Genomic DNA, 21,170 nt, shown 5'->3' with positions numbered 1-21,170 from the left:
CATGGAAACCACAGGAACTTTATTCGGCTGGGCGTTCGGCGACTCCGGCCGCCACAGCGACACCGCCTACGTGGGCGGACTCCAGGGCGAGGCCCTGGCCAACGCGAGGGAAACGGCCAAGGCCAAGGGCGTGGCGGTGGTCCCCGGTTCCGAGGTGTTCACGGTGCTCTCCGGCGACGACTCCCTGGTGGAGCTGGACAACGCACCCGGGAAACTTGTGGTCCGGTGCACCGTGCACGTTGAGGGGCCCGGCGCGGAGAAGCTGCACGCCGAAGGACCCATGAACGGCTGACCGGTGTCCAACGGGGATTCCGCCATCGGCCAGGCCGCCGACGCCGTCGAGGACGCGTCCAACGCCCCGGCGCTCGACGTGCTGGCCCGGGCCGGCTTCGCCGTGATGGCGCTGCTGCACATCATGGTGGGCGGGATGGCCATTGCCGTGGCTTTCGGGCAGCCCGGCGACGCGGACATCACCGGCGCCCTCAGCCAGCTCGTGGCCAACCCCTGGGGCCCGGTCCTGATGTGGGCCGGGGTGGCCGCCTGCACCGGGCTCGCGCTGTGGCAGGCCAGCGAGGCCACCGTCCGGGCCCGGAGCCTGCCGGGCAGGGAGCGCCTGGGCAAGCTCATCTCGTCCGGGTTCCTGGCCGTGGCGTACGGGAGCGTGGGACTCAGCTTTGCCGGCTTCGCCGTGGGCCTGCGCGGCGATTCAGGCGACAGTACCCGCGACTTCAGCGCCGCCCTGATGGCCCATCCCGCGGGCCTGTGGCTCCTGGTGGCCGTGGGGCTCACCACCATGGGGGTGGGCGTCTACTTTGTGGTCAAGGGCCTGCGGCAGGGCTTCCGCGCCGAGCTGTTCCGGTTCCGGGGCACCCGCCGTGGCGGGCTGATCGATGTCCTGGGCGTCGTGGGACACATCGCCAAGGGCATCGCCCTGAACCTGGCCGGCCTGCTGTTTGTCATCGCGGCCGCCAAGCACCGCCCGGAGGAATCCACAGGGCTGGACGGCAGCCTCAAGGCCCTCCGGGACCATCCCTTCGGGCCCGCCCTGCTGGTGGCCATCGGGGTGGGCTTCATCGCTTACGGAGTCTTCGCGCTGGTCCGGGCCCGGTTCGGCAGGATGTAGGCCGGGCCGGAGTGGGTACGTAAGGAATACGGCGTTTCACCAGAGCAGAAGGAGTCCCATGTCCACTGTGTCCCAACTCTTCAATTCCTCCGCCGAGGACGTGTGGCGGGTGATCGCTGACGGTTGGCTGTACTCCGGCTGGGTGGTGGGTGCGTCCCGGATCCGCGCCGTGGACCCGGACTGGCCGCTTGCTGGCACGCAGCTGCACCACTCAGTGGGCGCGTGGCCGCTGGTGATCAACGACAGCACCCGGGTAAGGGCAGTAACCCCGGGCCGCTCGCTGGAAGTGGTGGCCCGCGGCTGGCCCATGGGTGAGGCCAAGGTGGTGATCAACTTGGAAGACCGGGGCGCGGGCTGCCTGGTGACGATTTCCGAGGACGCCATCAAGGGGCCCGGCACCGTGGTGCCCAAGTTCCTGCGGGACCCCGCCATCGACGTGCGGAACCGCGAAACGCTGCGCCGGTTGGAGCTGATGGCAGCAGGCGGGGCAGGGCGTTGAGGGGTTAAACGCCACGCGGGGCCACCGGCACCTGAACAGGTGCGGGCGGCCCCGCGTTCTTATGCTTTCCGAAAACCTTTAGACCTGGGCGGCGACGCCGTCGCGGGAGATGGCCACCATGTCCCCGCGGGGCACCACCTTGATGCGTTCCCGCTTGACCTCCACACCGTGCGAGCCGCCGGCTTCGGTGGCGGCAGCGCCGAGCGCCAGCTCATGGGCGTCCAGGGCCAGCCAGCCTTCCCAGGACGTGAACTTCACGCCGCGGGTGTCCAGGAGTTCAACCACAGCGTCCGCCTCGGGCACTGCGGCTACCGGCAGGTTCCCGCGGTCTTCGAGCAGGTACGTGACGGTCTCCAGGGCGTCGCCCTTGGTGTGGCCGATCAGGCCCACGGGTCCGCGCTTGATCCAGCCCGTGGCGTAGATGCCCGGCACGTGGGTGCCTGCGGCGTCCAGGACGCGGCCGCCGTCGTTCGGCACCACGCCCTTCTTGTGGTCGAACTCGATCTCCGGCAGGGCCGAACCGAAGTAGCCAATCGCGCGGTACACGGCCTGGACCGGGTAGTCCACAAACTCGCCGGTGCCGCGGGCGTTCCCGGTGCCGTCCAGTTCGGTGCGCTCGAAGTGCATGCCTGCCACCTTGCCCGGGGTTTCCGGGGAGTCGACGATTTCCACCGGGCTGTGCAGGAAGTGCAGGTGCAGGCGGCGGGAGGCGGTGAGCTCGGAGAGGTCCTCCGGCTGCTCGGCGATCCAGTTGGTGAGCGTGCCAACCATGGTTTTGACCTGGTTGTTGCTCTGGATCAGGCGGTCCGATTCCTCGTCGAACTCAAAGTCCTCCGGGTACAGGATGATGTCCACGTCCTTGGAGTGGCTCAGCTCGCGCAACTCCAGCGGGGTGAACTTGACCTGGGCCGGGCCTCGGCGGCCAAAGACGTGCACGTCGGTAACGGGCGAGGCCTTGAGGCCGGCGTAGACGTTCTCCGGGATCTCGGAGACCAGCAGGTCGTCGGCGTGCTTGGAGAGGACGCGGGCCACATCCAGGGCCACGTTGCCGTTGCCGATCACGGCGATTTCCGTGGCCTCCAGCGGCCATTCGCGGGACACGTCCGGGTGGCCGTCGTACCAGGAGACAAAGTCCGCGCCGCCGTAGGAGCCGTCCAGTTCGATGCCGGGGATGTTCAGGTCCGCGTCCTTGATGGCGCCCGTGGCAAAGATGACCGCGTCGTAGTGCGTGCGGAGGTCCTCGATGGTGATGTCGGTGCCATAGTCGACGTTGCCGAAGAAGCGGATGTCGCCGCGGTCCAGGACCTTGTGCAGGGCGTTGACGATGCCCTTGATGCGCGGGTGGTCCGGGGCCACGCCGTAGCGGATCAGGCCATAGGGAGCCGGGTAGCGGTCGAACAGGTCGATGATGACGGTCAATTCGCCGCTTTTGACGGCTTCACTCTTGGTGAGGATGTCCGCTGCGTAGACACCGGCCGGGCCGGAACCCACAACGGCGACGCGCAGGGGACGCTCGGCAGAACCTACGGAAGTGCTTGATGACACGGCTGTGTTCCTTTTGTTCGTTCCTTCCCAACTGACTCGCAGTTGTTGTCGTTTTGAGCGTTCAAAACGACAACAACTGCGAGTCAGTTGGGTGGGGGGCTAGGTGGTGACTCGGGCGGTACGGGGACGGTTCGGGGTGGTGGTGCTGTAGTCAGCGGTCCGGAAGTGCGCCGGGGCGAAGGGGCTCACGCGCACCACGTCACCGATGACGATCACTGCTGGATTGGCGACGCCGGCCGCTTCCGCTTGGTCGGCGATGGAACCGAGGGTGCCAATCGTGACGCGCTGGTCCGGCAGGTAGCCGTTTTCAACAATACCAACCGGGGTGTCCCCCGGCAGGCCTGCTCCGCGGAGGGCGGACGCGGATTCGCGGAGCTGGCCCACGCCCATCAGCAGCACAATGGTGTGGTCGGCGCGGGCGGGGACTTCCGAAAGTTCCTCATGGCCGGTGACCACGCTGAAGCCTTTGGCCAGGCCGCGGTGGGTTACGGGAATGCCTGCTGCGGCGGGGACGGAGATGGCCGAGGTCACCCCGGACACCACCTCCACCTCGACGCCGCGCTGACGGCAGTACTCGGCTTCTTCGCCGCCGCGGCCCAGCACATATGGGTCCCCGCCTTTGAGCCGGACCACGCGGTGACCCTGCAGGGCTTCGTCGGCAAGTATCCGGTTGATCTCCGCCTGCGGCACCGGGTGGTGGCCGGGGGTCTTACCCACTTCGATGATGCGGACATCGGGTGCCAGTTCCTTCAGCAAGCCGCGGGGGCCCAGCCGGTCGGCAACCACAACGTCGGCCTGGCCCAGCAGCCGGCGGCCGCGGACGGTGATCAGGCCGGCATCTCCGGGACCGCCGCCAACCAGCGCCACGGAACCCCGGTGGGCGCGGCGGCGGCGCAGCGGCAGGTCGCCGGTTTCCAGTGCGGTGGCCACGGCGTCACGGACTGCCATGGCGCGGCGCGGGTCTCCCCCGGCGTTGACGGCGATCTTGACGTCATCCACCTCGGCGACGGCTGGGGTCCACGCGGCGGAAGCTTCATGGTTGGAAGCGTTCACGCACCAGATGCGCTGCGCTTCGGCGTCGGCAGAAACCTGCGCGTCCACGGCGGCGTTGCCCGTGGCGGTCTGGACGAACCAGGCGCCGTCCACGTCGGCGGAAAGGTAGGGGCGCGGCACCCAGGCCAGGAGGCCGGCGTCGGCCAGTTCCTGCAGGGCGGCGCAGGCAGCGGGGGCCACAACGGTGACGCGGGCGCCTGCATCCAGCAGCCCCTTGGCACGCCGGGCAGCGACGGGTCCGCCGCCCACCACCAGCACGGGGCGGCCCAGAAGCCGCAGCGCCGTGGGGTAAATGTCCTGAATTGCCATGGCTCAACGGTAGGGCCGCGTCACATTCGCCCACAAAGGCCGGGCAACACCAGTTCACGTAAGGTAACGCTGCGTCACATAGGGACGCGGGTCAGGAGAGGCCGGCGAGGTACCGTCCGCGGCGCACGATGAGCCGCTCCAGGTACCTGGCCAGCACCAGTTTTTCGGCCAGCCGGCCCAGCACACCGAGGGGTGCGGTGAATTCCACCGAGTCGGTCATCACGCTGCCCGTGGGTGTGGCCTCGAAACCGTGGACGTGCCGGAAGGACGCAAAGGGGCCCCGGACCTGTTCGTCTGTGAAGCTCTCCGGGAAGTCCAGCCGGGTGACATTGCTGGTCATGGTGAGCGGGATACCGAAGTGCCGCGCCCGCCAGGTCACCTGCTGGCCCAGGCCAATCAGCCCGGACGTCACCCCGGCCACGGCCCGCTCCGCTGAGCCGCGCTGCGATTCGACATGCAGGTCGATGCTCCGCGCCAAGTCGAACAGCCGCTCCCGCGGCAGGGTGGATTCGGTACGGCACACGAAGCTGACGGTCACCAGGCCAGTCTTACACGCTTAAACGGCAAAGCCCGGCGGCTGGTGTCCGGCCGTCGGGCTTTGCACGGGTTGGATGGGGGCTAGCGGGTGCTGCCGGCCAGGAGCCCACGGCTGCGCAGGAGCCGCTTCTCAATGGGCCCGAACACCAGCAGTTCGATCAGGATGCCCACGGCCAGGATCAGCAGGATGGCTGACATCACGATCGTCATGTCCGACAGGACGCGGCCCTGGTCGAGCAACGAGCCGAGTCCGAAACCAATGGTGCCGCCCACAGCAATGATTTCCGCAGCCATCAAGGACCGCCAGGAGAAGGCCCAGCCCTGCTTCAGGCCGCCCAGGTACCCCGGCAGCGCGGCGGGCAGGATGACCTGCAGCGCCATCTGCAGCCGCGAGGCGCCCAGCACCGTTCCCACCCGGCGGTACTGCGGCGGGATCTGGTCCACGCCGGAGATGAGCCCGTTAATGATGGAGGGGATGGCGCCCATAAACACCACAAAGTACACCGTGGCGTCGGTCAGCCCGAACCAGATGATAGCGGCCGGCACCCAGGCTACGGACGGCAGCACCTGCAGACCGGAAATGAGCGGTCCGAACGCCCGGCGCAGGGGCGCCACCTGGGCGAGCAACAGGCCGATGGGCGTGGCGATGGCAACCGAAATCAGGAAGCCCACCAGGCCACGCTGCAGCGAGGTCCACACGGCCTCCTGCAGTTTGCCCTCGCCCCAAAGGACTCCGATCTGGCCCAGGACGTCCAGCGGGCCGGGCACCAGGTCGCGGCGCTTGAGGCCCAGGGACACGTAAAACTGCCAGATCAGCACCAGCACCACCAGGGCGGCGACGGGCAGCAGGATCCGGCTCCACTCAATCCGGTGCTTCCGGTCGGCGTCTGACTGGAGGGAGTCGAGGCCGGCTTCGAGCTCGCGCAGGTCCTCCCGGCCGGACGACGAACGGGTCAGGGCGGCGTGGACGGAGCGGTGGCCCTCATCGGGGGCGTCCGGGTGCGCCTCGGCGAGGGGCGTGGGGTTACTTGGCATGGCGGCGGATCTCCTCCCGCAGCCGGGACGTGATGGCCCCGGTCAGCTGGCCGGCGAGTCCGGCATCGGTGTGGTGTTCCTCGGTGACGGCCCATTCCTGGACCACCCGGCCGGGGCGTGAGGACAGCAGCAGGACCCGCTGGCCCAGCCGTACAGCCTCGCGGACGTTGTGCGTAACAAAGACGATGGTGCGCCCGGTTTCCTTCCAGATCCGCTCCAGCTCGTCGTGCAGCAGGTCGCGCGTGATGGCGTCCAGGGCGGCGAACGGCTCGTCCATCAGCAGCAGCTGCCGGTCCTGGGCGAGCGAACGCGCCAGCGACACACGCTGCCGCATGCCGCCCGAGAGTTCGTGCGGGCGCTTGTCGCCGGCTGTGCCCAGGTGGACCAGTTCCAGGAGCTCCTGCGCCTTGATGCGGCGCTCGGATTTGCCCACGCCGCGCAGCTTCAGCGCCAGCTCGATGTTTTCCCGGGCGGTCAGCCAGGGGAACAGGGCGGCGTCCTGGAACATAAACGCGGCGCCGTCGCTGGGTACTTCCAAGGCGCCCGACGACGGCGCTTCCAGTCCCGCGATGATGTTCAGCAGGGTGGATTTGCCGCAGCCGGACGCACCGAGGAGGGCGACAAACTCGCCTTTGCCGATGGTGGCGTTGACGTCGTCCAGCACCGGGGCGCCGTCGCCGAAGCGTTTGCCCAGATGTTCCAGTACGACTGGCATGGTGCCGTCCTTAGGTAGGGGGTGTGGTCAGTCCTGGCCGAGGCCGGCCGCGGAAATCTTCGCTGCGGACTCCGTGACGCCGTTGAGGGCGCGGAGGTCGAACAGGCCGGTGATGTCGGCCTGCTTGGTGGTGCCCGCCGTGACGCCATCCGCCAGCAGCCGGGGGTAGCTGCCGGCCAGCGGGTCCAGGGTGAAGGTGATGTTGGCCAGGGACCGGGCCAGGACGTCCTCAGGCAGTGCCGCGCCGGCCGATCCCTGCAGGGCTGCGTTGATGACGGCGGCTTTGTCGGCGGTGGGGGCGGTGTTGAGCCAGTCCACGGACCTGGCATGGCCGCGGAGGAGGGCCGACACGGTGTCCGGGTGGTCGGCGGCGAACTTCTGGTTGACGATCAGGATGGTGGTGGGGAATTCGCCCGGCTTGCCGGTCTCCGCCCCGTCCCAGAGATCCTTCTCATCCACCAAAACCTGGGCGCCGGCGGTCAGCACCAGGCGCGAAGCCCACGGCTCCGGCAACCACGCGCCGTCGAGCTTTCCGTCCTGGAAAAGCTTCAGCGACTGGGAGTTTTCGGTGGGGTTGATGGCCACGTCGCCGCTGCCGTCCACGTTGGTTTTGTAGCCGTTGCCGGCCAGCCAGGCGCGGAGCGCCACGTCCTGCGTGCCGCCCAACTGCGGGGAGGCCAGGGTTTTGCCCTTGAGGTCGGCGGGGGTTTTGATTTCCGGTTTGACCACCAGCTGCGCGCCGCCCGCTGCCGCCCCGGCGATGACCTTGACGGACTGGCCCTGGCTCTTCACAAAGGAGTTGATGGCGGGGTTGGGGCCGATGTACGCGGCGTCGATCGCGCCGGCGTTCAGCGCCTCGATGGCGGCGGGCCCGGCGTTGAAGGTTTCGGTGCTGAGCGTGGTGTTGCCCAGGGCTTCGGCGAGGAAACCCTGCTTGATGCCCACCAGCGCCGGCGCGTGCGTGACGTTGCCGAAGTAGCCGAGTTTGAGTTCGGCGGCGGGTGTGGGCTCGGCGGCTTCCGCGCTGGCGTTGCGGGAGACGGTGGACGACACCACGGCCCCGACCACGATCAGCAGGACCAGGCCGATGGCCAGGGCGGCTTCGAGCGCGCGCTTGCGCTGGGGTGCAGCGCTTTCGCCTGCCACGATGCGGGTCATCCCGGGCTTGGAACTAGTCATTGTTTCACCATAGGGAGTGACCCAAACCCGTTCAACGACGCGGAAACGGGGGGTCACGGGGGTTCATCTGGCGTCACATTCATGCGGAAACGCGAAATCGCCGGAGCGCTGCGGGGTCGCTGGAAATTTCCGGCGATTTCGCAGCGCTCCGGCGATTTCGGGGCGGAACTCAGATGGAGTAGCGCTCGTCCTCATGGTCGCCCGGGTGGTCCTTGACCAGGCCGGCGGCGAGGGTGTTGCCATCCAGCGGGTCGATCACCAGGAACGCGCCGGTCCGGCGGTGGTGCAGGTAGTTCTCCAGCGGCAGCGGCGCTGCGAGCCGGAGCTGCGCGTGGCCAATGTCGTTGAGCTCCAGCGTTGAGGCGGCCTCGAGCTGGAACGATGCCAGGTCCAGCTTGCCGCTGACGTTCCGGACCAGCGCCTGCACGGTACGGGTACCGTGCTTGACCAGCACCTTGGCGCCCTCGCGGAGCGGCTTGGGCGAGAGCCAGCACAGCGCTGCGTAGAGGTCTGCGGAAGCTTCGCGGACGGTCCCTGCGGCGGCGATGGTGTCTCCGCGGGCCACGTCGAACTCGTCCGCCAGGCGGATGGCCACCGACTGCGGCGCTGCGGCTTCGGTCAGTTCAGCGCCGGCAAAGTCGATGCCCGCTACCGTGGTGGTGCGGGGGGCCTGGCCGGGCGTGAGCACGGAGACCTGGTCCCCGACCTTGACGGAGCCTTCGGTGATCTGCCCCGCGTACGCGCGGTAGTCACGGTAGGCCTCCACGTCGAGCCCGGCGGCCACGGCGTCGGGAGCCAGCGCACCCTGCGGCCGGACCACCAGCTGGACCGGGAAGCGGAAGCTTTCCAGGTGGCCTTCGAGTTCGTCGGCAGCCGGCAGGGTTTCGAGGACCTCCAGCAGGGCGGGTCCGGTGTACCAGGGGGTCCGCGCCGAGCGTTCCACCACGTTGTCGCCGTCCAGGGCCGACACGGGAACCACCAGCAGGTCGGTGATCCCGTCCGAGCCCAGGCCCAGCTCGCGGCCCACTTTCTGCACGTCGGCTTCGATGTCGCGGAACACGGACTCGCTGAAGTCCACCAGGTCAATCTTGTTCACGGCCACAATCACGTGGGCCACCCGCAGCAGCTGCAGCACCGAAAGGTGCCGGCGGGTTTGCTCCAGTACACCCTTGCGGGCGTCGATAAGGACGACGACGGCATCCGCCGTGGACGCGCCCGTCACCGTGTTTTTGGTGTACTGGACGTGCCCGGGGCAGTCGGCCAGGATGAAGCTGCGCTGGTCGGTGGCGAAGTAGCGGTAGGCCACGTCGATGGTGATGCCCTGTTCCCGTTCGGCGCGCAGGCCGTCGGTGAGCAGTGCCAGGTCGATGCCGCCGGCGGCGCCGCCGAAGCCACGGTCCGCGGAGGTGCGGGCCACGGCGTCGAGCGTGTCAGCAAGGATCGCCTTGGAGTCGTGCAGGAGCCGGCCCACCAAAGTGGACTTGCCGTCGTCGACCGATCCTGCGGTGGCGAACCGGAACAAAGTGGTGGGCAGGGCTGTCTCCAGCTCGGCGGCCAGGAGTGAAGTTTCGGTGCTCATTTAGAAATACCCGTCCTTCTTGCGGTCTTCCATGGCTGCCTCGGAGATGCGGTCATCTGCCCGGGTGGCGCCACGTTCGGTCAGGGTGGAGGCTGCAACCTCCACCACCACGTCGGCCACCGTGTAGGCGTCGGATTCCACGGCGCCTGTGCAGGACATGTCGCCCACGGTGCGGTAGCGGACCGTTTTGGTGATGACGTTTTCGGTGGGCAGCGGCTGGCTGACCTCGCCCACCGCGCGCCACATGCCGTCCCGGGCAAAAACCTCACGCTCGTGGGCGTAGTACAGGCCGGGCAGCTCGATGTTCTCGCGCTCGATGTACCGCCAGATGTCCAGCTCGGTCCAGTTGCTGATGGGGAACGCGCGGACGTGCTGGCCCACGGTGTGGCGGCCGTTGTAGAGGTTCCACAGTTCGGGGCGCTGGTTGCGCGGGTCCCACTGGCCAAATTCGTCGCGGAGGCTCAGGATCCGTTCCTTGGCGCGGGCCTTGTCCTCGTCGCGGCGGCCGCCGCCGAAGACGGCGTCGAACTTGTTCCGCTGGATCGCGTCCAGCAGCGGGACCGTCTGCAGCGGGTTGCGGGTGCCGTCGGCGCGCTCTGCGAGCTCGCCGCTGTCGATGAATTCCTGCACGGAGCCCACCACCAGTTTCAGGCCCAGGCGCTCCACGGTGCGGTCCCGGAAGTCCAGGACCTCAGGGAAGTTGTGCCCGGTGTCCACGTGCAGCACGGGGAACGGTACCTTGCCGGGCCAGAACGCCTTGGTGGCCAGGTGCAGCATCACCACGGAGTCCTTGCCGCCGGAGAACAGCAGCGCGGGCTTCTCGAACTCTGCCACCACTTCACGGATGATGTGGATGGCCTCGGATTCGAGGGTGTCCAGGCTGCTCAGCCGGGTCGACTGCAAAGGGGCGGCATCTGCTGCGTAGGCGTCAGCTGTGATGGGTGTGCTCATGTGTGAAGTCCGCATTCTGTCTTGTCGGTTCCTGCCCAGCGGCCGGCGCGGGGGTCGTCGCCCGGCGCCACCTTCCGGGTGCAGGGCTGGCAGCCAATGGACGGGTAGCCCTGGGACAGCAGCGGGTTGACGGGAAGGAGGTTGTCATCGGAGTACTGGACCAGTTGGTCGAAGGTCCAGGCCGCCACCGGGTTGACCTTGACCAGGCCGTTGGCCTCGTCCCAGGTCACCAGCGGGGTGTTGGTGCGGGTGGGGGCCTCGTCGCGGCGGACTCCGGTGAACCAGAGTTCGTAGCCGGACAGGGTGCGGCGCAGCGGGCCCACCTTGCGCAGCGCGCAGCACTGGGCGGCGTCCCGGGCAAACAGGTCCTTGCCCAGCAGCCGGTCCTGCTGCTCCACAGTGGTCTCGGGCAGCACGTCCACCACGTTGACGCGGAGGTTCGCGGCCACCTCGTCCCGCGTGGCGTAGGTTTCCGGGAAGTGGTAGCCGGTCTCCAGGAACAGGACGTCGACGCCGGGAAGCTGGTCGGCCACGAGGGCCGGCAGGACGGCGTCGGCCATGGAGCAGGCCACGGCCACGGCGGGCAGTTCGAAGTTCCGCTCCACCCAGGCGATGACGTCCCGGGCGGGGGCGTCCCAGCCCAGCTCGGCGGCGCCGGCTTCGGCGAGGGCCTTCAGCTCATCGTGGGAGCGGAGTTTGGCAGGTGCAACGTGTGTGCTCACTGGAGTGCCTCCTCATCTGCTGCGTGGGCCCATTCGGCGAAGGTCTGGCCTTCGGCACGCTGGGCCACGAAGGTGCGGACAACGCGCTCAACGTAGTCGGGCAGGTCGTTGACGTACACCTTGAGGCCGCGGACGGTGCGTCCCAGGCCTGCTTCCTCGCGTTCGTTGGAAGCCAGCCCGCCACCCAGGTGGACCTGGAAGCCGGGGGTGGGATCGCCGTCGGGCGTGGGCAGCATCATGCCCTTGAGTCCGATGTCCGCGGTCTGGATGCGGGCACAGGAGTTAGGGCAGCCGTTGATGTGCAGGGACAGTGCCTGCGGCAGTTCACCGGAGCCGGCGAGGTCCGCCAGGCGGCGTTCCAGCTCGGCCACGGCGGTTGCCGCCGTCAGCTTGGTCTCCACGATGGCGAGCTTGCAGTATTCGATGCCGGTGCAGGCAATGGTGCCGCGGCGGAACACGGACGGGCGGGCGGAGAGGCCCAGCGCGTCGAGCTCCGCCACGAGCGGTTCCACCTGGTCCTTGGCAACGTCCAGCACCACAAGCTTCTGGTGCGGGGTGGTGCGCAGGCGGTAGGAGCCGCGGGCCTCGAGGGTGTCCGCGAGCTTGACCAGCGCGGCACCTGACAGCCGGCCGGCCATCGGGGTGGCGCCGATGAAGAACTTGCCGTCCTTCTGTTCGTGCACACCGATGTGGTCGCCGGGGGTGGTGGGCTTGGGCGCGGCCGGGCCGTCCGCCAGTTTGTAGCCCAGGTATTCGTCTTCGAGGATCTGGCGGAACTTCTCCGGGCCCCAGTCGGCCATCAGGAACTTCAGGCGGGCCTTGGTGCGCATGCGCCGGTAGCCGTAGTCGCGGAAGATGCTGGTGACGCCGAGCCATACTTCAGCGGCCTCTTCCGGCTTCACGAACGCGCCCAGCCGCTTGCCCAGCATGGGGTTGGTGGACAGGGCGCCGCCGGCCCAGAGGTCGTAGCCGATGCCCAGCTCGGGGTGCTTGACGCCCACCAGCGCGAAGTCGTTGATCTCGTGGACCACGTCCTGGCTGGGGTGCCCGGTGATGGCCGTTTTGTATTTGCGGGGCAGGTTGGACAGCAGCGGGTTGCCGATGAAACGCTCGCCCAGCTCAGCGATCAGCGGCGTGGGGTCGATGATTTCGTCCTTGGCGATGCCGGCCACGGGCGAGCCCAGGATGACGCGGGGCACGTCGCCGCAGGCTTCGGTGGTGGACAGGCCAACACTTTCGAGCCGGGTCCAGATCTCGGGGATGTCTTCCACCCGGATCCAGTGCAGCTGGATGTTCTGCCGGTCCGTGAGGTCGGCCGAGTCCCGGGCGAAATCAACGGAGATCTGCCCGATGACGCGCAGCTGCTCGGTGGTCAGCGCACCGCCGTCGATCCTGACCCGGAGCATAAAATACTTGTCTTCGAGCTCGTGCGGCTCGAGCGTTGCGGTCTTGCCGCCGTCGATCCCGGGTTTGCGCTGCGTGTAGAGGCCCCACCAGCGGAACCGGCCGTGCAGGTCCTGACCGGGGATGGAGTCGAAACCCTCTTTGGAGTAGACGGACTCGATACGCTCGCGCACGTTCAGGCCATCGTCTTCCTGCTTCCAGGTTTCGTTGGCGTTCAGCGGCGTTTTGCCGTCCACTTTCCACTGCCCGTGCGGCTTTGCGGCGGGACGGGACGAGCGGGCAGGGCGCTTGGCGCCAGCGGAATCCGCAGACGCTCCGGCTAGAGCTGTATCAGTCATGCATCGACTGTAGGTCCCGCCCGAATGGCGTCACAAAGGTTCGGGAAACGCTAAGTCACCTAGGGAAATATTTCGTCACGAAACGCTTCACGATGCCCGGCAGGCTCCGCTTCTGTGCAGGACCGGCAGGTGCCTCCGCCGCCTCGGTTTCCGCCGCGGCCGACGCCGGTGCTACCGCCGGCGTTGCAGCATGGGGCGCCGTCGCCTGGGGTGCTTTGGCCTGGGGCGCTGCCGCTGAAGGTGCTCCGGCCTGGGGCGCTGTGTGGCCGGCGACGGCGTGGTCGTAGCGGTCCAAGGCAACCTGGGCCAGCACGTCGGAGGGCAGCAGCGGCTCGGCCACCACGTCGGCCCCGGCTTTGGCCAGCTGGTCGTGGAAGAACCCGTGTGCCAGCAGGTAGGAAGCGATGATGACCCGCCCCTTGCCCTCTCCCCCGGGATATTCGGCCCGGAGCGCGGCCACGGCGTCCGGCACGGAAGGTTTCTCGGCTGCACCGTACGCCGGCACAATCCTGTTGCCGCGCAGTTTCCGCAGGTGCGCTGCCACCTCCTGGACGCTGACTGCAGCGGCTGGGTTGGAAGATCCGGCGGCGGCCAGCACCACGGCGTCGTCCGCGGTGATTCCCGCTTCCCGCAAACGCTGGTCCAGGACCTCCGCCAGCCGCGGGTCCGGCCCCAGCGGCGCTGAGGCCAGGCTGTTGGCGCGGCTGCCCACGGCCCGGGCGATATCGACTTTTGTGTGATATCCCACGCTCAGCAGGAGCGGGACCACCACCGCGGCCTCCCCTTCAGGCAGGCCGGCCATCACGTCCACCAGGTCCGGGTCCTGCACGTCCACGTAAGACTCGCGGACGTCCAGGCCGGGCCGCAGGGCGGAGATTCCGGCGCGGAGGCCGTTGACTTCGGCACCCCCTATGTCGCTGGACGTTCCGTGGGCGCAGGCGATCATGATCGGGCTGTTCATACGGGCTAGCGTAACGTTGGAGCCGCCTTGTCCGCCCTCCGAGAATGACCGGGACGTTCCAATGACATTCCCTTTTGACATCGCCCTGGTCTGGCTGGACCTGGCCGGCGTCTTTTTCTTTGCCGTCTCCGGGTCGCTGCTGGCCGCCCGGAAACAGTTCGATTTAGTGGGCTCCCTGCTGCTGGCGTCCCTGGTGTCGCTGGGCGGCGGGGTGATCCGTGACATCATCCTCAACACGGTTCCGGCCGCGTTCACCAATCCGGCGTACCTGCTGCCGCCGCTGCTGGCCACGTTCCTGGTCTACTCGCTGTATTCCAGCGTCCAGCGTTTCACCTCGCTGCTGGTCCTCTTTGATGCCGGCGGGCTGGCACTGTTCTGCATCACCGGCACGCTCAAGGCGCTTTCGCTGGGCATGAACCCGTACTCGGCCATCCTGCTGGGTGTCACCACGGCCGTGGGCGGCGGTCTGTTGCGCGACGTCACGGCCAACGAGGTGCCCCAGCTTTTCAACAACGGTGACCTCTATGCAGTCCCGGCTTTCACCGGCGCCGCCCTGACCACCCTGCTCTGGCTGGGCGGGTTGTTCAACGGCCTGACGGCCTTCGGCGTCGCCGCCCTGGTTTTTGCATTCCGCGTTGTGGCCTGGCGCCGTGCGTGGACCATGCCGATGGCGGTCCATGGACGGCACCGACGGCAGTCCGGCGGCGGCAAACCGGGCACCCGGAATTAGCTAGGATATGAGCATGACTGACATGTTCCTCGAGAAATTCCGCGCGCTGGTTCCGAAGTATCTCGAGGATGAATGGCAGGAAGCTGACGGCCTCACCGCCGAGGAGCTGGACACCGCCCTGGCCGACCACCAGTTCGAGATTCCCCTGGTGCTGCGCGAGTTCTACCTGGCCATCGGCGGCTGCGAGGACCTCATGGAGGCCTACCACTACTTCTGGGACCCTGAAGAGCTCGAGGTTGATGACGAAGGCTTCCTGATGTTCCTCGAGGACGAGGAAGAACAGTTCACCTGGGGCTTCCGGATCGGCGACCTCGGCGTCCCGGATCCCATCGTCTACCGGCGCAACAATGCCCGCGCGCAGTGGAAGTCGGAAGAGGGAACCTTCTCTGAGTTCGTCTTTGACATGTTCGAGTGGGCCTTCGAGGACGACGAGTCCTAGCCTCGGGCTTTCAGCACACACCTCTTCGTGACAATCCCAATAACAAACCTCTTGCGCAATATGACAAAACTGTCATAGACTCTTCATGGATCCGCTAAACGCCTCCGGCGGATCTGATGCGAACGGAGAGATAGCCTCGGTTCTACGCAACGGATAGCTCGTATCCCTTGCTGCGAACCGGGGCTGTCCCGTTTAACAGGCCCCTTAGCGCAGGCCCCGCATAACAAACAGACAAAAAGAGCCCGGCACCCGTAACGGGCGCCGGGCTCCACACAAAATGTCAGCTGGCCCGGTCCACGACTGCCAGCGCAAAGTTGGACAGCGAGGACTTGACCACACCTTCGGGCAACGGCGCCAGCGCGGCGATGGCCTCATCGGCCCAGCGGCGTGCCACCACCCATGATTCAGCTGTCACGGCGTGCCCACGCAGGCCCGCCACGGCGGCAGCCAGGGCCTCGTCCGAGGTCAGGTCGCCGTCAATGAGCTTCAGGAGTTCGACGGCGGACTCGTCGCCGGCAGCCGCATCGCGCCGGAGGAACAGGACGGGCAGCGTGGGGACACCTTCGCGGAGGTCGGTTCCGGGGGACTTCCCGGACTTGACCTTGACCCCGGTGACGTCGATAACGTCGTCGGCGAGCTGGAAGGCAACACCTACCTTCTCGCCGTACTCCACCAGCAGGGATTCATAGGCTTCGTCGGCGCCGGCAAAGATGGCACCCAGCTGCCCGGAAGCGGCAACCAGCGAACCGGTCTTATCCGCAATGACTGACAGGTAGTGCTCCACCGGATCCTCGTCCGGCCGCGGCCCCACGGTCTCGTGCAGCTGGCCGAGGCACAGCCGCTCAAACGTACGGGCCTGGATGCCCAGCGCCCGGGAACCGAGCTCGGACACCAGGATGGAGGCCCGGGCGAAAATAAGGTCCCCGGTCAGGACGGCCACGGAGTTGCCCCACACCTCATGGGCGGTGGGAGCACCGCGGCGGAACGGGGCGGAGTCCATCACGTCGTCGTGGTACAGCGTGGCCAGGTGGGTCAGTTCCACCACCACGGCGGCCTGCACCACGGCGGGCAGCGAAGCGTCACCGAGGTGTGCGCAGAGCAGGGTCAGCAGCGGCCGGATGCGCTTGCCGCCGGCTTCCACCAAATGCCGGGACGTGGCGTCGGCCAGGGGGTCGGAGTTGGCGATTGCCTCGCGCAGCTTCTTCTCCACCTTGGCCAGGTTGGTGGTGATGGCGGGGCCCAGGTCGGCATCTTCGGCGATGGCTGCGAACCCTGCGGGCAGCTGGAGCCCGGTGGCGATGGCGCTGGTATTCAGGGACGGCTCAGCGTCGGTGCTGCCGTGTCCGGCATGGGTCCAGCTGTGGTCTGCGGCGTTGGTCACGGGTTAACCCTAACTTTTTGTTGCGGATACCGCTGGTTCGAAGCAGACGGGGTGTTGGATGTGGCGGGAACCAGCGATTCCAGGAGCCGGATGGCCCGGTCCTCGAAGCCCTTGGCTGACGGATCCGTGAGGTTGGCCAGCAGGCGCACCACGAACTTCATCAGCACCGGAATGGGCATGCCGGTGCGCAGCGCGAGTTTCATGATGGCGGGTTTGCCGATCAGCGCGGCGAAGGCCCGGCCCAGGGTGAAGTGGGATCCCCACTGGTCCCGCACGTAGTCCGCGTACCGCGAAAGGTGCGCATCGGCGTCGTACGTTCCACCGGAGGAGGCGGTGCGCGAGGAGGCGTCGATGATGAACTCGGCGGCGAACCGCGCGGATTCCATGGCGTAGGAGATGCCTTCGCCGTTGAACGGGGAAACCATGCCGCCGGCGTCGCCCAGCAGGAGCAGGCCCGGCGAGTAGTGCGGGGTGCGGTTGAAGCCCATGGGCAGCGCGGCGCCGCGGATTTCGCCCACCTGGTTCTCGGGCGTGAAGCCCCAGTCGGCGGGCATGCCGGCGGTCCATTCGCGGAGCACCTGCTTGTAGTCCAGCTTGCCGAAGTCCTTGGAGGAGTTCAGGATGCCCAGGCCCACGTTGGAGGTGCCGTCGCCCACGCCGAACACCCAGCCGTAACCGGGAAGGAGCTTGCCGTCGCGGCCGGGAAGTTCCAGCCAGCCTTCCATCCAGTCGTCGTCGGTGCGGGGGCTGGTGAAGTAGGTGCGGACGGCCACGCCGAGGGGCCGGTCGTCGCGTTTGTGCATGCCCAGGGAGACGGCGGTGCGGGTGGAGTTGCCGTCCGCGGCGAGGACGACGTCGGCACTGAAGTCGCGCGTCTGCCCCGTCTTTCGTCCGTTCCCGTCCAGGATCGCGGCGCGGGCGCCGGTGACGCGGCCGCTGTCGTCGCGGAGGGCTTCGGTGACGCTGTGCCGTTCCAGGATTTCGGCGCCGGCAGCCTGGGCGTGCCGGGCCAGCTCCTCGTCGAAGCCCAGGCGGGTGCGGATCAGGCCGTACTGCGGGAAGTCCGAGACCTCGGGCCACGGGAGTTCGACGGTGCGGCCGCCGGCGATCAGGCGCAGGCCCTTGTTGCGGCGCCAGCCTTCGCCTTCGGGGTGCGGCAGGCCAAGCTTCTGGATTTCCCGGACGGCGCGGGGGGTGAGCCCGTCGCCGCAGACCTTCTCGCGGGGGAAGCTGGTCTTTTCCAGGACCGTGACGTCCAGGCCGGCCTTGGCCAGGTAGTACGCGGCGGTGGATCCGGCCGGGCCTGCGCCGACTATCAGTACCTTCACAGTCTTAGCGGACGATGTTGCGGCGCAGCTTTGCCACCGGGCCCTTGTGCGCGGCGATGGCGGCGGCCGCGCTGTCCGGAGCCGAATCTGCGGGCTTAAAGGCGCGGTGGACGGCCACGATGCCGCCGGTCAGGTTGCGGTAGGTCACGTTTTCCCAGCCCTCTTCCTGCAGCCACGCGGCCAGGTGGTCCTGGTCCGGCCAGGCCCGGATGGACTCGGCGAGGTAGACGTAGGCGTCCGGGTTGGAGGCCACCTTGACGGCGATGGCGGGCAGCGCGCGCATCAGGTATTCGGTGTACATGGTGCGCCACAGCGGCACCACGGGCGAGGAGAACTCGGCGATGACCAGGCGTCCGCCGGGCTTGGTGACGCGGAGCATCTCGGCCAGGGCCTTGCGCGGCTCGTTGACGTTGCGCAGGCCAAAGGAAATGGTGCTGGCGTCAAAAGTGTTGTCCGCGAACGGCAGGTTGGTGGCGTCACCGGCGATGAAGTTGATGTCCGGGCGGCGGCGCTTGCCCACCTTGAGCATGCCCAGGGAGAAGTCGCAGGCCACCACGTCTATGCCCGCATCCGCATATGGCTCGCTGGAGGTGCCGGTGCCGGCGGCGAGGTCCAGGACCCGATGGCCCTTGGAGACTTCCATCGCGTCCACCACAACCTTGCGCCAGCGGCGCGTCTGTCCCATGGACAGGACATCGTTGACGACGTCGTATTTCGGTGCGACGTCGTCAAACATCGTGGCTACTTCGTCCGGACGCTTATCCAAGGATGCTCGGTTCACCAGTCCATTGTCTCAAATGTTCAGCAGGCTGCGGACCACCTTCGGCGCCCAATTCAGGCACTGACCGGGGGCGGGGTACGCGGGAGTACTGTTGTCTCATCATGACGAGCACGTTCCGCACCCTGACAGTCCCCCTGGATGGAACCACTTTCCCCGGGGGGCTGCCCTCGTTTCTGGTCCGGGACGACGTCCTTTGCTGGACCCGCCGCGAGGCCGGCCTGGTGGGTTTTGGCGAGATAACCCGCTTCACCGCGAGCGGGCCCGACCGCTTCCTCGAAGCGGACATCTGGTGGCGGCACCTGGTCCTCGAGGCTGAGATCACGGACTCCGTTGAGCTGCCCGGCACCGGTCCCGTGGCGTTCGGTTCCTTCGCATTCTCCAAGGTCTCCAGCCACCGCTCCCGGCTGATTGTGCCGGAGATTGTGGTGGGCGTCCGGGACGGCCGCGCCTGGCTCACCCAGATGGCGTTCGACGGCGGCCCACTCACCGAAGCGGGCGCGCGCGCCGCGCTTGCGGGGTGGCTGGAGTCCGACGCCCCTTCTGCTGCCGACTCCGCTGGCTCCGACTCCGCCGGCTCCGGCTCCCCTGCTGCCGGCCACGGCGACGCCGGCCGTCCCGGCGCCGCGCTGCCGGCGGAACCTGCTGCCGCCGTCGCGCTTAAGCTCGAATCCGGTTCGCTCAGCGAGCACGACTGGATGGCAGCCGTGACGGCCGGCGTCGAAGAGATCCGCGCCGGGAAACTGGAGAAGCTGGTCCTGGCCCGTGACGTTGTTGCCACCATTCCGGAGGGTGTCAACGCGGCGGCGATCCTGCAGCAGCTGGCGGTCCGGTACCGCGAATGCTGGACCTACGGCGTGGACGGGCTGGTGGGGTCCACCCCCGAGATGCTGATCCAGGTGGAAGGCCGGACCGCGCAGGCCCGCGTCCTGGCCGGAACCCTGGACCGGCGTGACGCCGAGGGCATGGCCGGCTCGCCGCTGGAATTTGCCGAGCGGGTGCTGGCGGGCTCGGAGAAGCAGCGGCACGAACACGAGATCGCCATCCAGTCGCTCACCACGCAGCTGGCACCGTTTTCCGAAGCCATGAACGCCCACGACGAGCCGTTCATCCTGGAACTGCCCAATGTGTGGCACCTGGCGTCAGACGTTAAGGCGGAATTGGCCGAGGTTGAGGGGCACGTTCCCACCTGCCTGGCCCTGATCAACGCGCTGCATCCCACGGCCGCCGTGTGCGGCACCCCCACGCTGGTGGCCGGTGCCCTGATCCGCAAGCTCGAACACATGGACCGCGGGCCTTACGCGGGACCTGTCGGCTGGCTGGACGCGGCCGGGAACGGCGAGTGGGGCATCGCACTGCGCGGGGCTGTGATTGAAGCGCCGGACACCATCAGGCTGTATGCCGGCTGCGGCATCGTCGAAGGCTCCCAGCCGGAAGCCGAACTGGCTGAGACGTGGGCCAAGTTCCGTCCCATGCTGGAGTCCCTGGGCATCAGCTCCTGACCCATGCCGCCCCCTCTTATAGCTGTGGCGGACCTTAGTCCGGGATGTCAGACACTCCCGCGGGCTGGGGCCTTGATTTCGACTGTGCTTTAGTTATCCAATAGTGAAACTAAGTTTCCTGTGATGCACATCTCATAATCGGCGCTACACTATGAACCGATTTAGTACCGCATACTCCTGCAACAAAAGGTAAGAAACATGCAGCTCAAGTCCCTGGCCACGGCCAAATTGACCGCCAAGGCAGCAGCAGTCCTCGCCGTGGGTGCCCTCACCCTCACCGCGTGCGGCGGCAGTTCAACCCCGGCAGCTTCCGAAGGCGGCATCTCGCTGATCAACTCCGGCAAACTGACCATCTGCTCGGATGTGCCTTACGAGCCCTTCGAATTCCAGAAGGACGGCAAGACGGTGGGCTTCGATATCGACATCGCCACCGAGCTCGCCAAGGACCTGAAGGCCGAGCTCAACATTGTTGACAGCTCCTTCGAGGCCATCGAGACCGGCACCGCCCTGACCGGCTGCGACGTGTCCATCTCCTCCGTCTCCATCACGGATGTCCGCAAAAACGTCATGGACTTCTCCGACCCCTACATGGACGACGACCTGACCCTCGTGGCGAAGGAAGGCTCCGGCGTAGAGAACGTCGACTCAGCCAAGGGCAAGAAGGTTGGCGTGCAGCAGGCCACCACCGGCGCCAAGTACGCGCAGGAAAAGGGCATCGAAGCGCAGCAGTTCGAGGATTCCGGCCTCCTGGTCCAGGCCCTCGAAGCCGGCACCATCGACGCGGCACTGGGCAACCAATCGGTCCTGGGCTACGCCATCAAGGACAACACCGAGTTCACCCGCGTGGAGGACTACACCACGGGCGAGAAGCTGGGCATTGCCGTGAAGAAGGGCAACACCGCCATGCTGGAGCAGGTTAACACCACGCTCAAGCGCCTTACCGATGATGGCAGCCTGGCCAAGTTCCAGACCGCCTGGTTCGGCGAAACCGCTAAGTAAGCAGCATCGGGAGCCCTCGCGGCCCCGGTCAGCAGATACAGGTAATGGGGCCCCGGACGGATG

The 21,170-nt window shown here is 67.5% G+C and carries 21 protein-coding genes; 7 read left to right on the top strand and 14 right to left on the bottom strand.

The genetic code is table 11. From position 1 onward, the window contains the following. The first annotated feature begins 1 nt into the window (after window position 1). From QRN07_RS16950 to QRN07_RS16940, 3 genes are read left to right on the top strand one after another with little or no spacing between them, the layout of a single operon-like run. A complete protein-coding gene (locus QRN07_RS16950; protein ID WP_056596839.1) occupies window positions 2-292 on the top strand; it encodes a hypothetical protein in 291 nt (96 codons plus the stop codon). 3 nt (window positions 293-295) lie between these two features. Further along, window positions 296-1,123, top strand: a complete 828-nt coding sequence (locus QRN07_RS16945; RefSeq protein ID WP_285241689.1) for a DUF1206 domain-containing protein — start codon at window positions 296-298, stop codon at window positions 1,121-1,123. Window positions 1,124-1,181: 58 nt separating this feature from the next. Continuing rightward, complete coding sequence (locus QRN07_RS16940; RefSeq protein WP_050683844.1) at window positions 1,182-1,622, top strand: SRPBCC family protein; 441 nt, start codon at window positions 1,182-1,184, stop codon at window positions 1,620-1,622. A 78-nt stretch (window positions 1,623-1,700) separates the two neighbouring features. On the opposite strand, the gene QRN07_RS16935 is transcribed toward QRN07_RS16940, so the two are convergent. The 11 genes from QRN07_RS16935 to QRN07_RS16885 form a co-directional block, all read right to left on the bottom strand. After that, on the bottom strand, window positions 1,701-3,167 hold the full coding sequence (locus QRN07_RS16935) for an FAD-dependent oxidoreductase (RefSeq protein WP_285241688.1): 1,467 nt from the start codon (window positions 3,165-3,167) through the stop codon (window positions 1,701-1,703). Window positions 3,168-3,266: 99 nt separating this feature from the next. After that, window positions 3,267-4,529, bottom strand: a complete 1,263-nt coding sequence (gene cobA / locus QRN07_RS16930; protein ID WP_285241687.1) for a uroporphyrinogen-III C-methyltransferase — start codon at window positions 4,527-4,529, stop codon at window positions 3,267-3,269. Between the two features lie 91 nt (window positions 4,530-4,620). After that, on the bottom strand, window positions 4,621-5,067 hold the full coding sequence (locus QRN07_RS16925; protein ID WP_285241686.1) for an SRPBCC family protein: 447 nt from the start codon (window positions 5,065-5,067) through the stop codon (window positions 4,621-4,623). Window positions 5,068-5,147: 80 nt separating this feature from the next. Continuing rightward, window positions 5,148-6,101, bottom strand: a complete 954-nt coding sequence (locus tag QRN07_RS16920) for an ABC transporter permease (protein WP_056596832.1) — start codon at window positions 6,099-6,101, stop codon at window positions 5,148-5,150. Continuing rightward, window positions 6,091-6,816 (bottom strand): ABC transporter ATP-binding protein, encoded by a 726-nt coding sequence (locus QRN07_RS16915; RefSeq protein ID WP_050683839.1) that lies wholly within the window; start codon window positions 6,814-6,816, stop codon window positions 6,091-6,093. The genes QRN07_RS16920 and QRN07_RS16915 overlap by 11 nt, the downstream gene beginning before the upstream one ends. A gap of 27 nt (window positions 6,817-6,843) precedes the next feature. Further along, window positions 6,844-7,974 carry an ABC transporter substrate-binding protein gene (locus tag QRN07_RS16910; RefSeq protein ID WP_285241704.1) on the bottom strand — a complete coding sequence of 377 codons (1,131 nt, stop codon included), beginning with the start codon at window positions 7,972-7,974 and terminating at the stop codon, window positions 6,844-6,846. Between the two features lie 190 nt (window positions 7,975-8,164). Beyond that, a complete protein-coding gene (locus QRN07_RS16905) occupies window positions 8,165-9,574 on the bottom strand; it encodes a sulfate adenylyltransferase subunit 1 (protein ID WP_285241685.1) in 1,410 nt (469 codons plus the stop codon). Further along, on the bottom strand, window positions 9,575-10,525 hold the full coding sequence (gene cysD, locus QRN07_RS16900) for a sulfate adenylyltransferase subunit CysD (RefSeq protein ID WP_056596828.1): 951 nt from the start codon (window positions 10,523-10,525) through the stop codon (window positions 9,575-9,577). It abuts the gene before it with no gap. Continuing rightward, window positions 10,522-11,247: a phosphoadenylyl-sulfate reductase gene (locus tag QRN07_RS16895; RefSeq protein WP_050683538.1), complete on the bottom strand. Its 726-nt coding sequence runs from the start codon at window positions 11,245-11,247 to the stop codon at window positions 10,522-10,524. Before QRN07_RS16895 ends, cysD begins: the two co-directional genes overlap by 4 nt. Next, window positions 11,244-12,989, bottom strand: a complete 1,746-nt coding sequence (locus QRN07_RS16890) for a nitrite/sulfite reductase (RefSeq protein ID WP_056596827.1) — start codon at window positions 12,987-12,989, stop codon at window positions 11,244-11,246. Before QRN07_RS16890 ends, QRN07_RS16895 begins: the two co-directional genes overlap by 4 nt. Window positions 12,990-13,044: 55 nt before the next feature. Beyond that, window positions 13,045-13,950: a sirohydrochlorin chelatase gene (locus QRN07_RS16885; RefSeq protein ID WP_056596825.1), complete on the bottom strand. Its 906-nt coding sequence runs from the start codon at window positions 13,948-13,950 to the stop codon at window positions 13,045-13,047. Window positions 13,951-14,011: 61 nt separating this feature from the next. On the opposite strand from QRN07_RS16885, the gene QRN07_RS16880 reads away from it, so the two are divergent. Both QRN07_RS16880 and QRN07_RS16875 read left to right on the top strand, forming a co-directional pair. Beyond that, the gene (locus QRN07_RS16880) at window positions 14,012-14,680 is read left to right on the top strand and encodes a trimeric intracellular cation channel family protein (RefSeq protein ID WP_050683535.1); all 669 of its coding nucleotides are present in this window, start codon (window positions 14,012-14,014) and stop codon (window positions 14,678-14,680) included. Window positions 14,681-14,693: 13 nt separating this feature from the next. Continuing rightward, window positions 14,694-15,119 carry a hypothetical protein gene (locus QRN07_RS16875; RefSeq protein ID WP_050683534.1) on the top strand — a complete coding sequence of 142 codons (426 nt, stop codon included), beginning with the start codon at window positions 14,694-14,696 and terminating at the stop codon, window positions 15,117-15,119. 280 nt (window positions 15,120-15,399) lie between these two features. Here QRN07_RS16875 and QRN07_RS16870 read toward each other — a convergent pair whose 3' ends face one another. From QRN07_RS16870 to QRN07_RS16860, 3 genes are read right to left on the bottom strand one after another with little or no spacing between them, the layout of a single operon-like run. After that, window positions 15,400-16,500 carry a polyprenyl synthetase family protein gene (locus QRN07_RS16870; protein ID WP_056596820.1) on the bottom strand — a complete coding sequence of 367 codons (1,101 nt, stop codon included), beginning with the start codon at window positions 16,498-16,500 and terminating at the stop codon, window positions 15,400-15,402. After that, window positions 16,497-17,828 carry a geranylgeranyl reductase family protein gene (locus tag QRN07_RS16865; RefSeq protein WP_056596813.1) on the bottom strand — a complete coding sequence of 444 codons (1,332 nt, stop codon included), beginning with the start codon at window positions 17,826-17,828 and terminating at the stop codon, window positions 16,497-16,499. The genes QRN07_RS16870 and QRN07_RS16865 overlap by 4 nt, the downstream gene beginning before the upstream one ends. Window positions 17,829-17,832: 4 nt before the next feature. Continuing rightward, a complete protein-coding gene (locus tag QRN07_RS16860) occupies window positions 17,833-18,609 on the bottom strand; it encodes a demethylmenaquinone methyltransferase (protein ID WP_082484014.1) in 777 nt (258 codons plus the stop codon). 101 nt (window positions 18,610-18,710) lie between these two features. Here QRN07_RS16860 and QRN07_RS16855 point away from each other — a divergent pair, with 101 nt between their 5' ends. Next, on the top strand, window positions 18,711-20,108 hold the full coding sequence (locus tag QRN07_RS16855) for an isochorismate synthase (protein WP_285241684.1): 1,398 nt from the start codon (window positions 18,711-18,713) through the stop codon (window positions 20,106-20,108). A 198-nt stretch (window positions 20,109-20,306) separates the two neighbouring features. Beyond that, window positions 20,307-21,107, top strand: a complete 801-nt coding sequence (locus QRN07_RS16850; RefSeq protein WP_056596807.1) for an ABC transporter substrate-binding protein — start codon at window positions 20,307-20,309, stop codon at window positions 21,105-21,107. Window positions 21,108-21,170 lie beyond the last annotated feature (63 nt).

The organism is Pseudarthrobacter sp. MEB009, from assembly GCF_030208875.1.
Lineage (GTDB): Bacteria > Actinomycetota > Actinomycetes > Actinomycetales > Micrococcaceae > Arthrobacter.
This window is presented reverse-complemented; position numbering and strand designations above follow the sequence as displayed.

Excerpts from the sequence above, each read along its gene's own strand:
- QRN07_RS16855 (WP_285241684.1), top strand. The coding sequence starts at position 18,711 with ATGACGAGCACGTTCCGCACCCTGACAGTCCCCCTGGATGGAACCACT.
- QRN07_RS16915 (WP_050683839.1), bottom strand. The coding sequence starts at position 6,816 with ATGCCAGTCGTACTGGAACATCTGGGCAAACGCTTCGGCGACGGCGCC.
- QRN07_RS16910 (WP_285241704.1), bottom strand. The coding sequence starts at position 7,974 with ATGACCCGCATCGTGGCAGGCGAAAGCGCTGCACCCCAGCGCAAGCGC.
- cobA (WP_285241687.1), bottom strand. The coding sequence starts at position 4,529 with ATGGCAATTCAGGACATTTACCCCACGGCGCTGCGGCTTCTGGGCCGC.
- QRN07_RS16885 (WP_056596825.1), bottom strand. The coding sequence starts at position 13,950 with ATGAACAGCCCGATCATGATCGCCTGCGCCCACGGAACGTCCAGCGAC.
- QRN07_RS16920 (WP_056596832.1), bottom strand. The coding sequence starts at position 6,101 with ATGCCAAGTAACCCCACGCCCCTCGCCGAGGCGCACCCGGACGCCCCC.
- QRN07_RS16850 (WP_056596807.1), top strand. The coding sequence starts at position 20,307 with ATGCAGCTCAAGTCCCTGGCCACGGCCAAATTGACCGCCAAGGCAGCA.
- QRN07_RS16890 (WP_056596827.1), bottom strand. The coding sequence starts at position 12,989 with ATGACTGATACAGCTCTAGCCGGAGCGTCTGCGGATTCCGCTGGCGCC.
- QRN07_RS16880 (WP_050683535.1), top strand. The coding sequence starts at position 14,012 with ATGACATTCCCTTTTGACATCGCCCTGGTCTGGCTGGACCTGGCCGGC.
- QRN07_RS16875 (WP_050683534.1), top strand. The coding sequence starts at position 14,694 with ATGACTGACATGTTCCTCGAGAAATTCCGCGCGCTGGTTCCGAAGTAT.
- cysD (WP_056596828.1), bottom strand. The coding sequence starts at position 10,525 with ATGAGCACACCCATCACAGCTGACGCCTACGCAGCAGATGCCGCCCCT.
- QRN07_RS16950 (WP_056596839.1), top strand. The coding sequence starts at position 2 with ATGGAAACCACAGGAACTTTATTCGGCTGGGCGTTCGGCGACTCCGGC.
- QRN07_RS16905 (WP_285241685.1), bottom strand. The coding sequence starts at position 9,574 with ATGAGCACCGAAACTTCACTCCTGGCCGCCGAGCTGGAGACAGCCCTG.
- QRN07_RS16940 (WP_050683844.1), top strand. The coding sequence starts at position 1,182 with ATGTCCACTGTGTCCCAACTCTTCAATTCCTCCGCCGAGGACGTGTGG.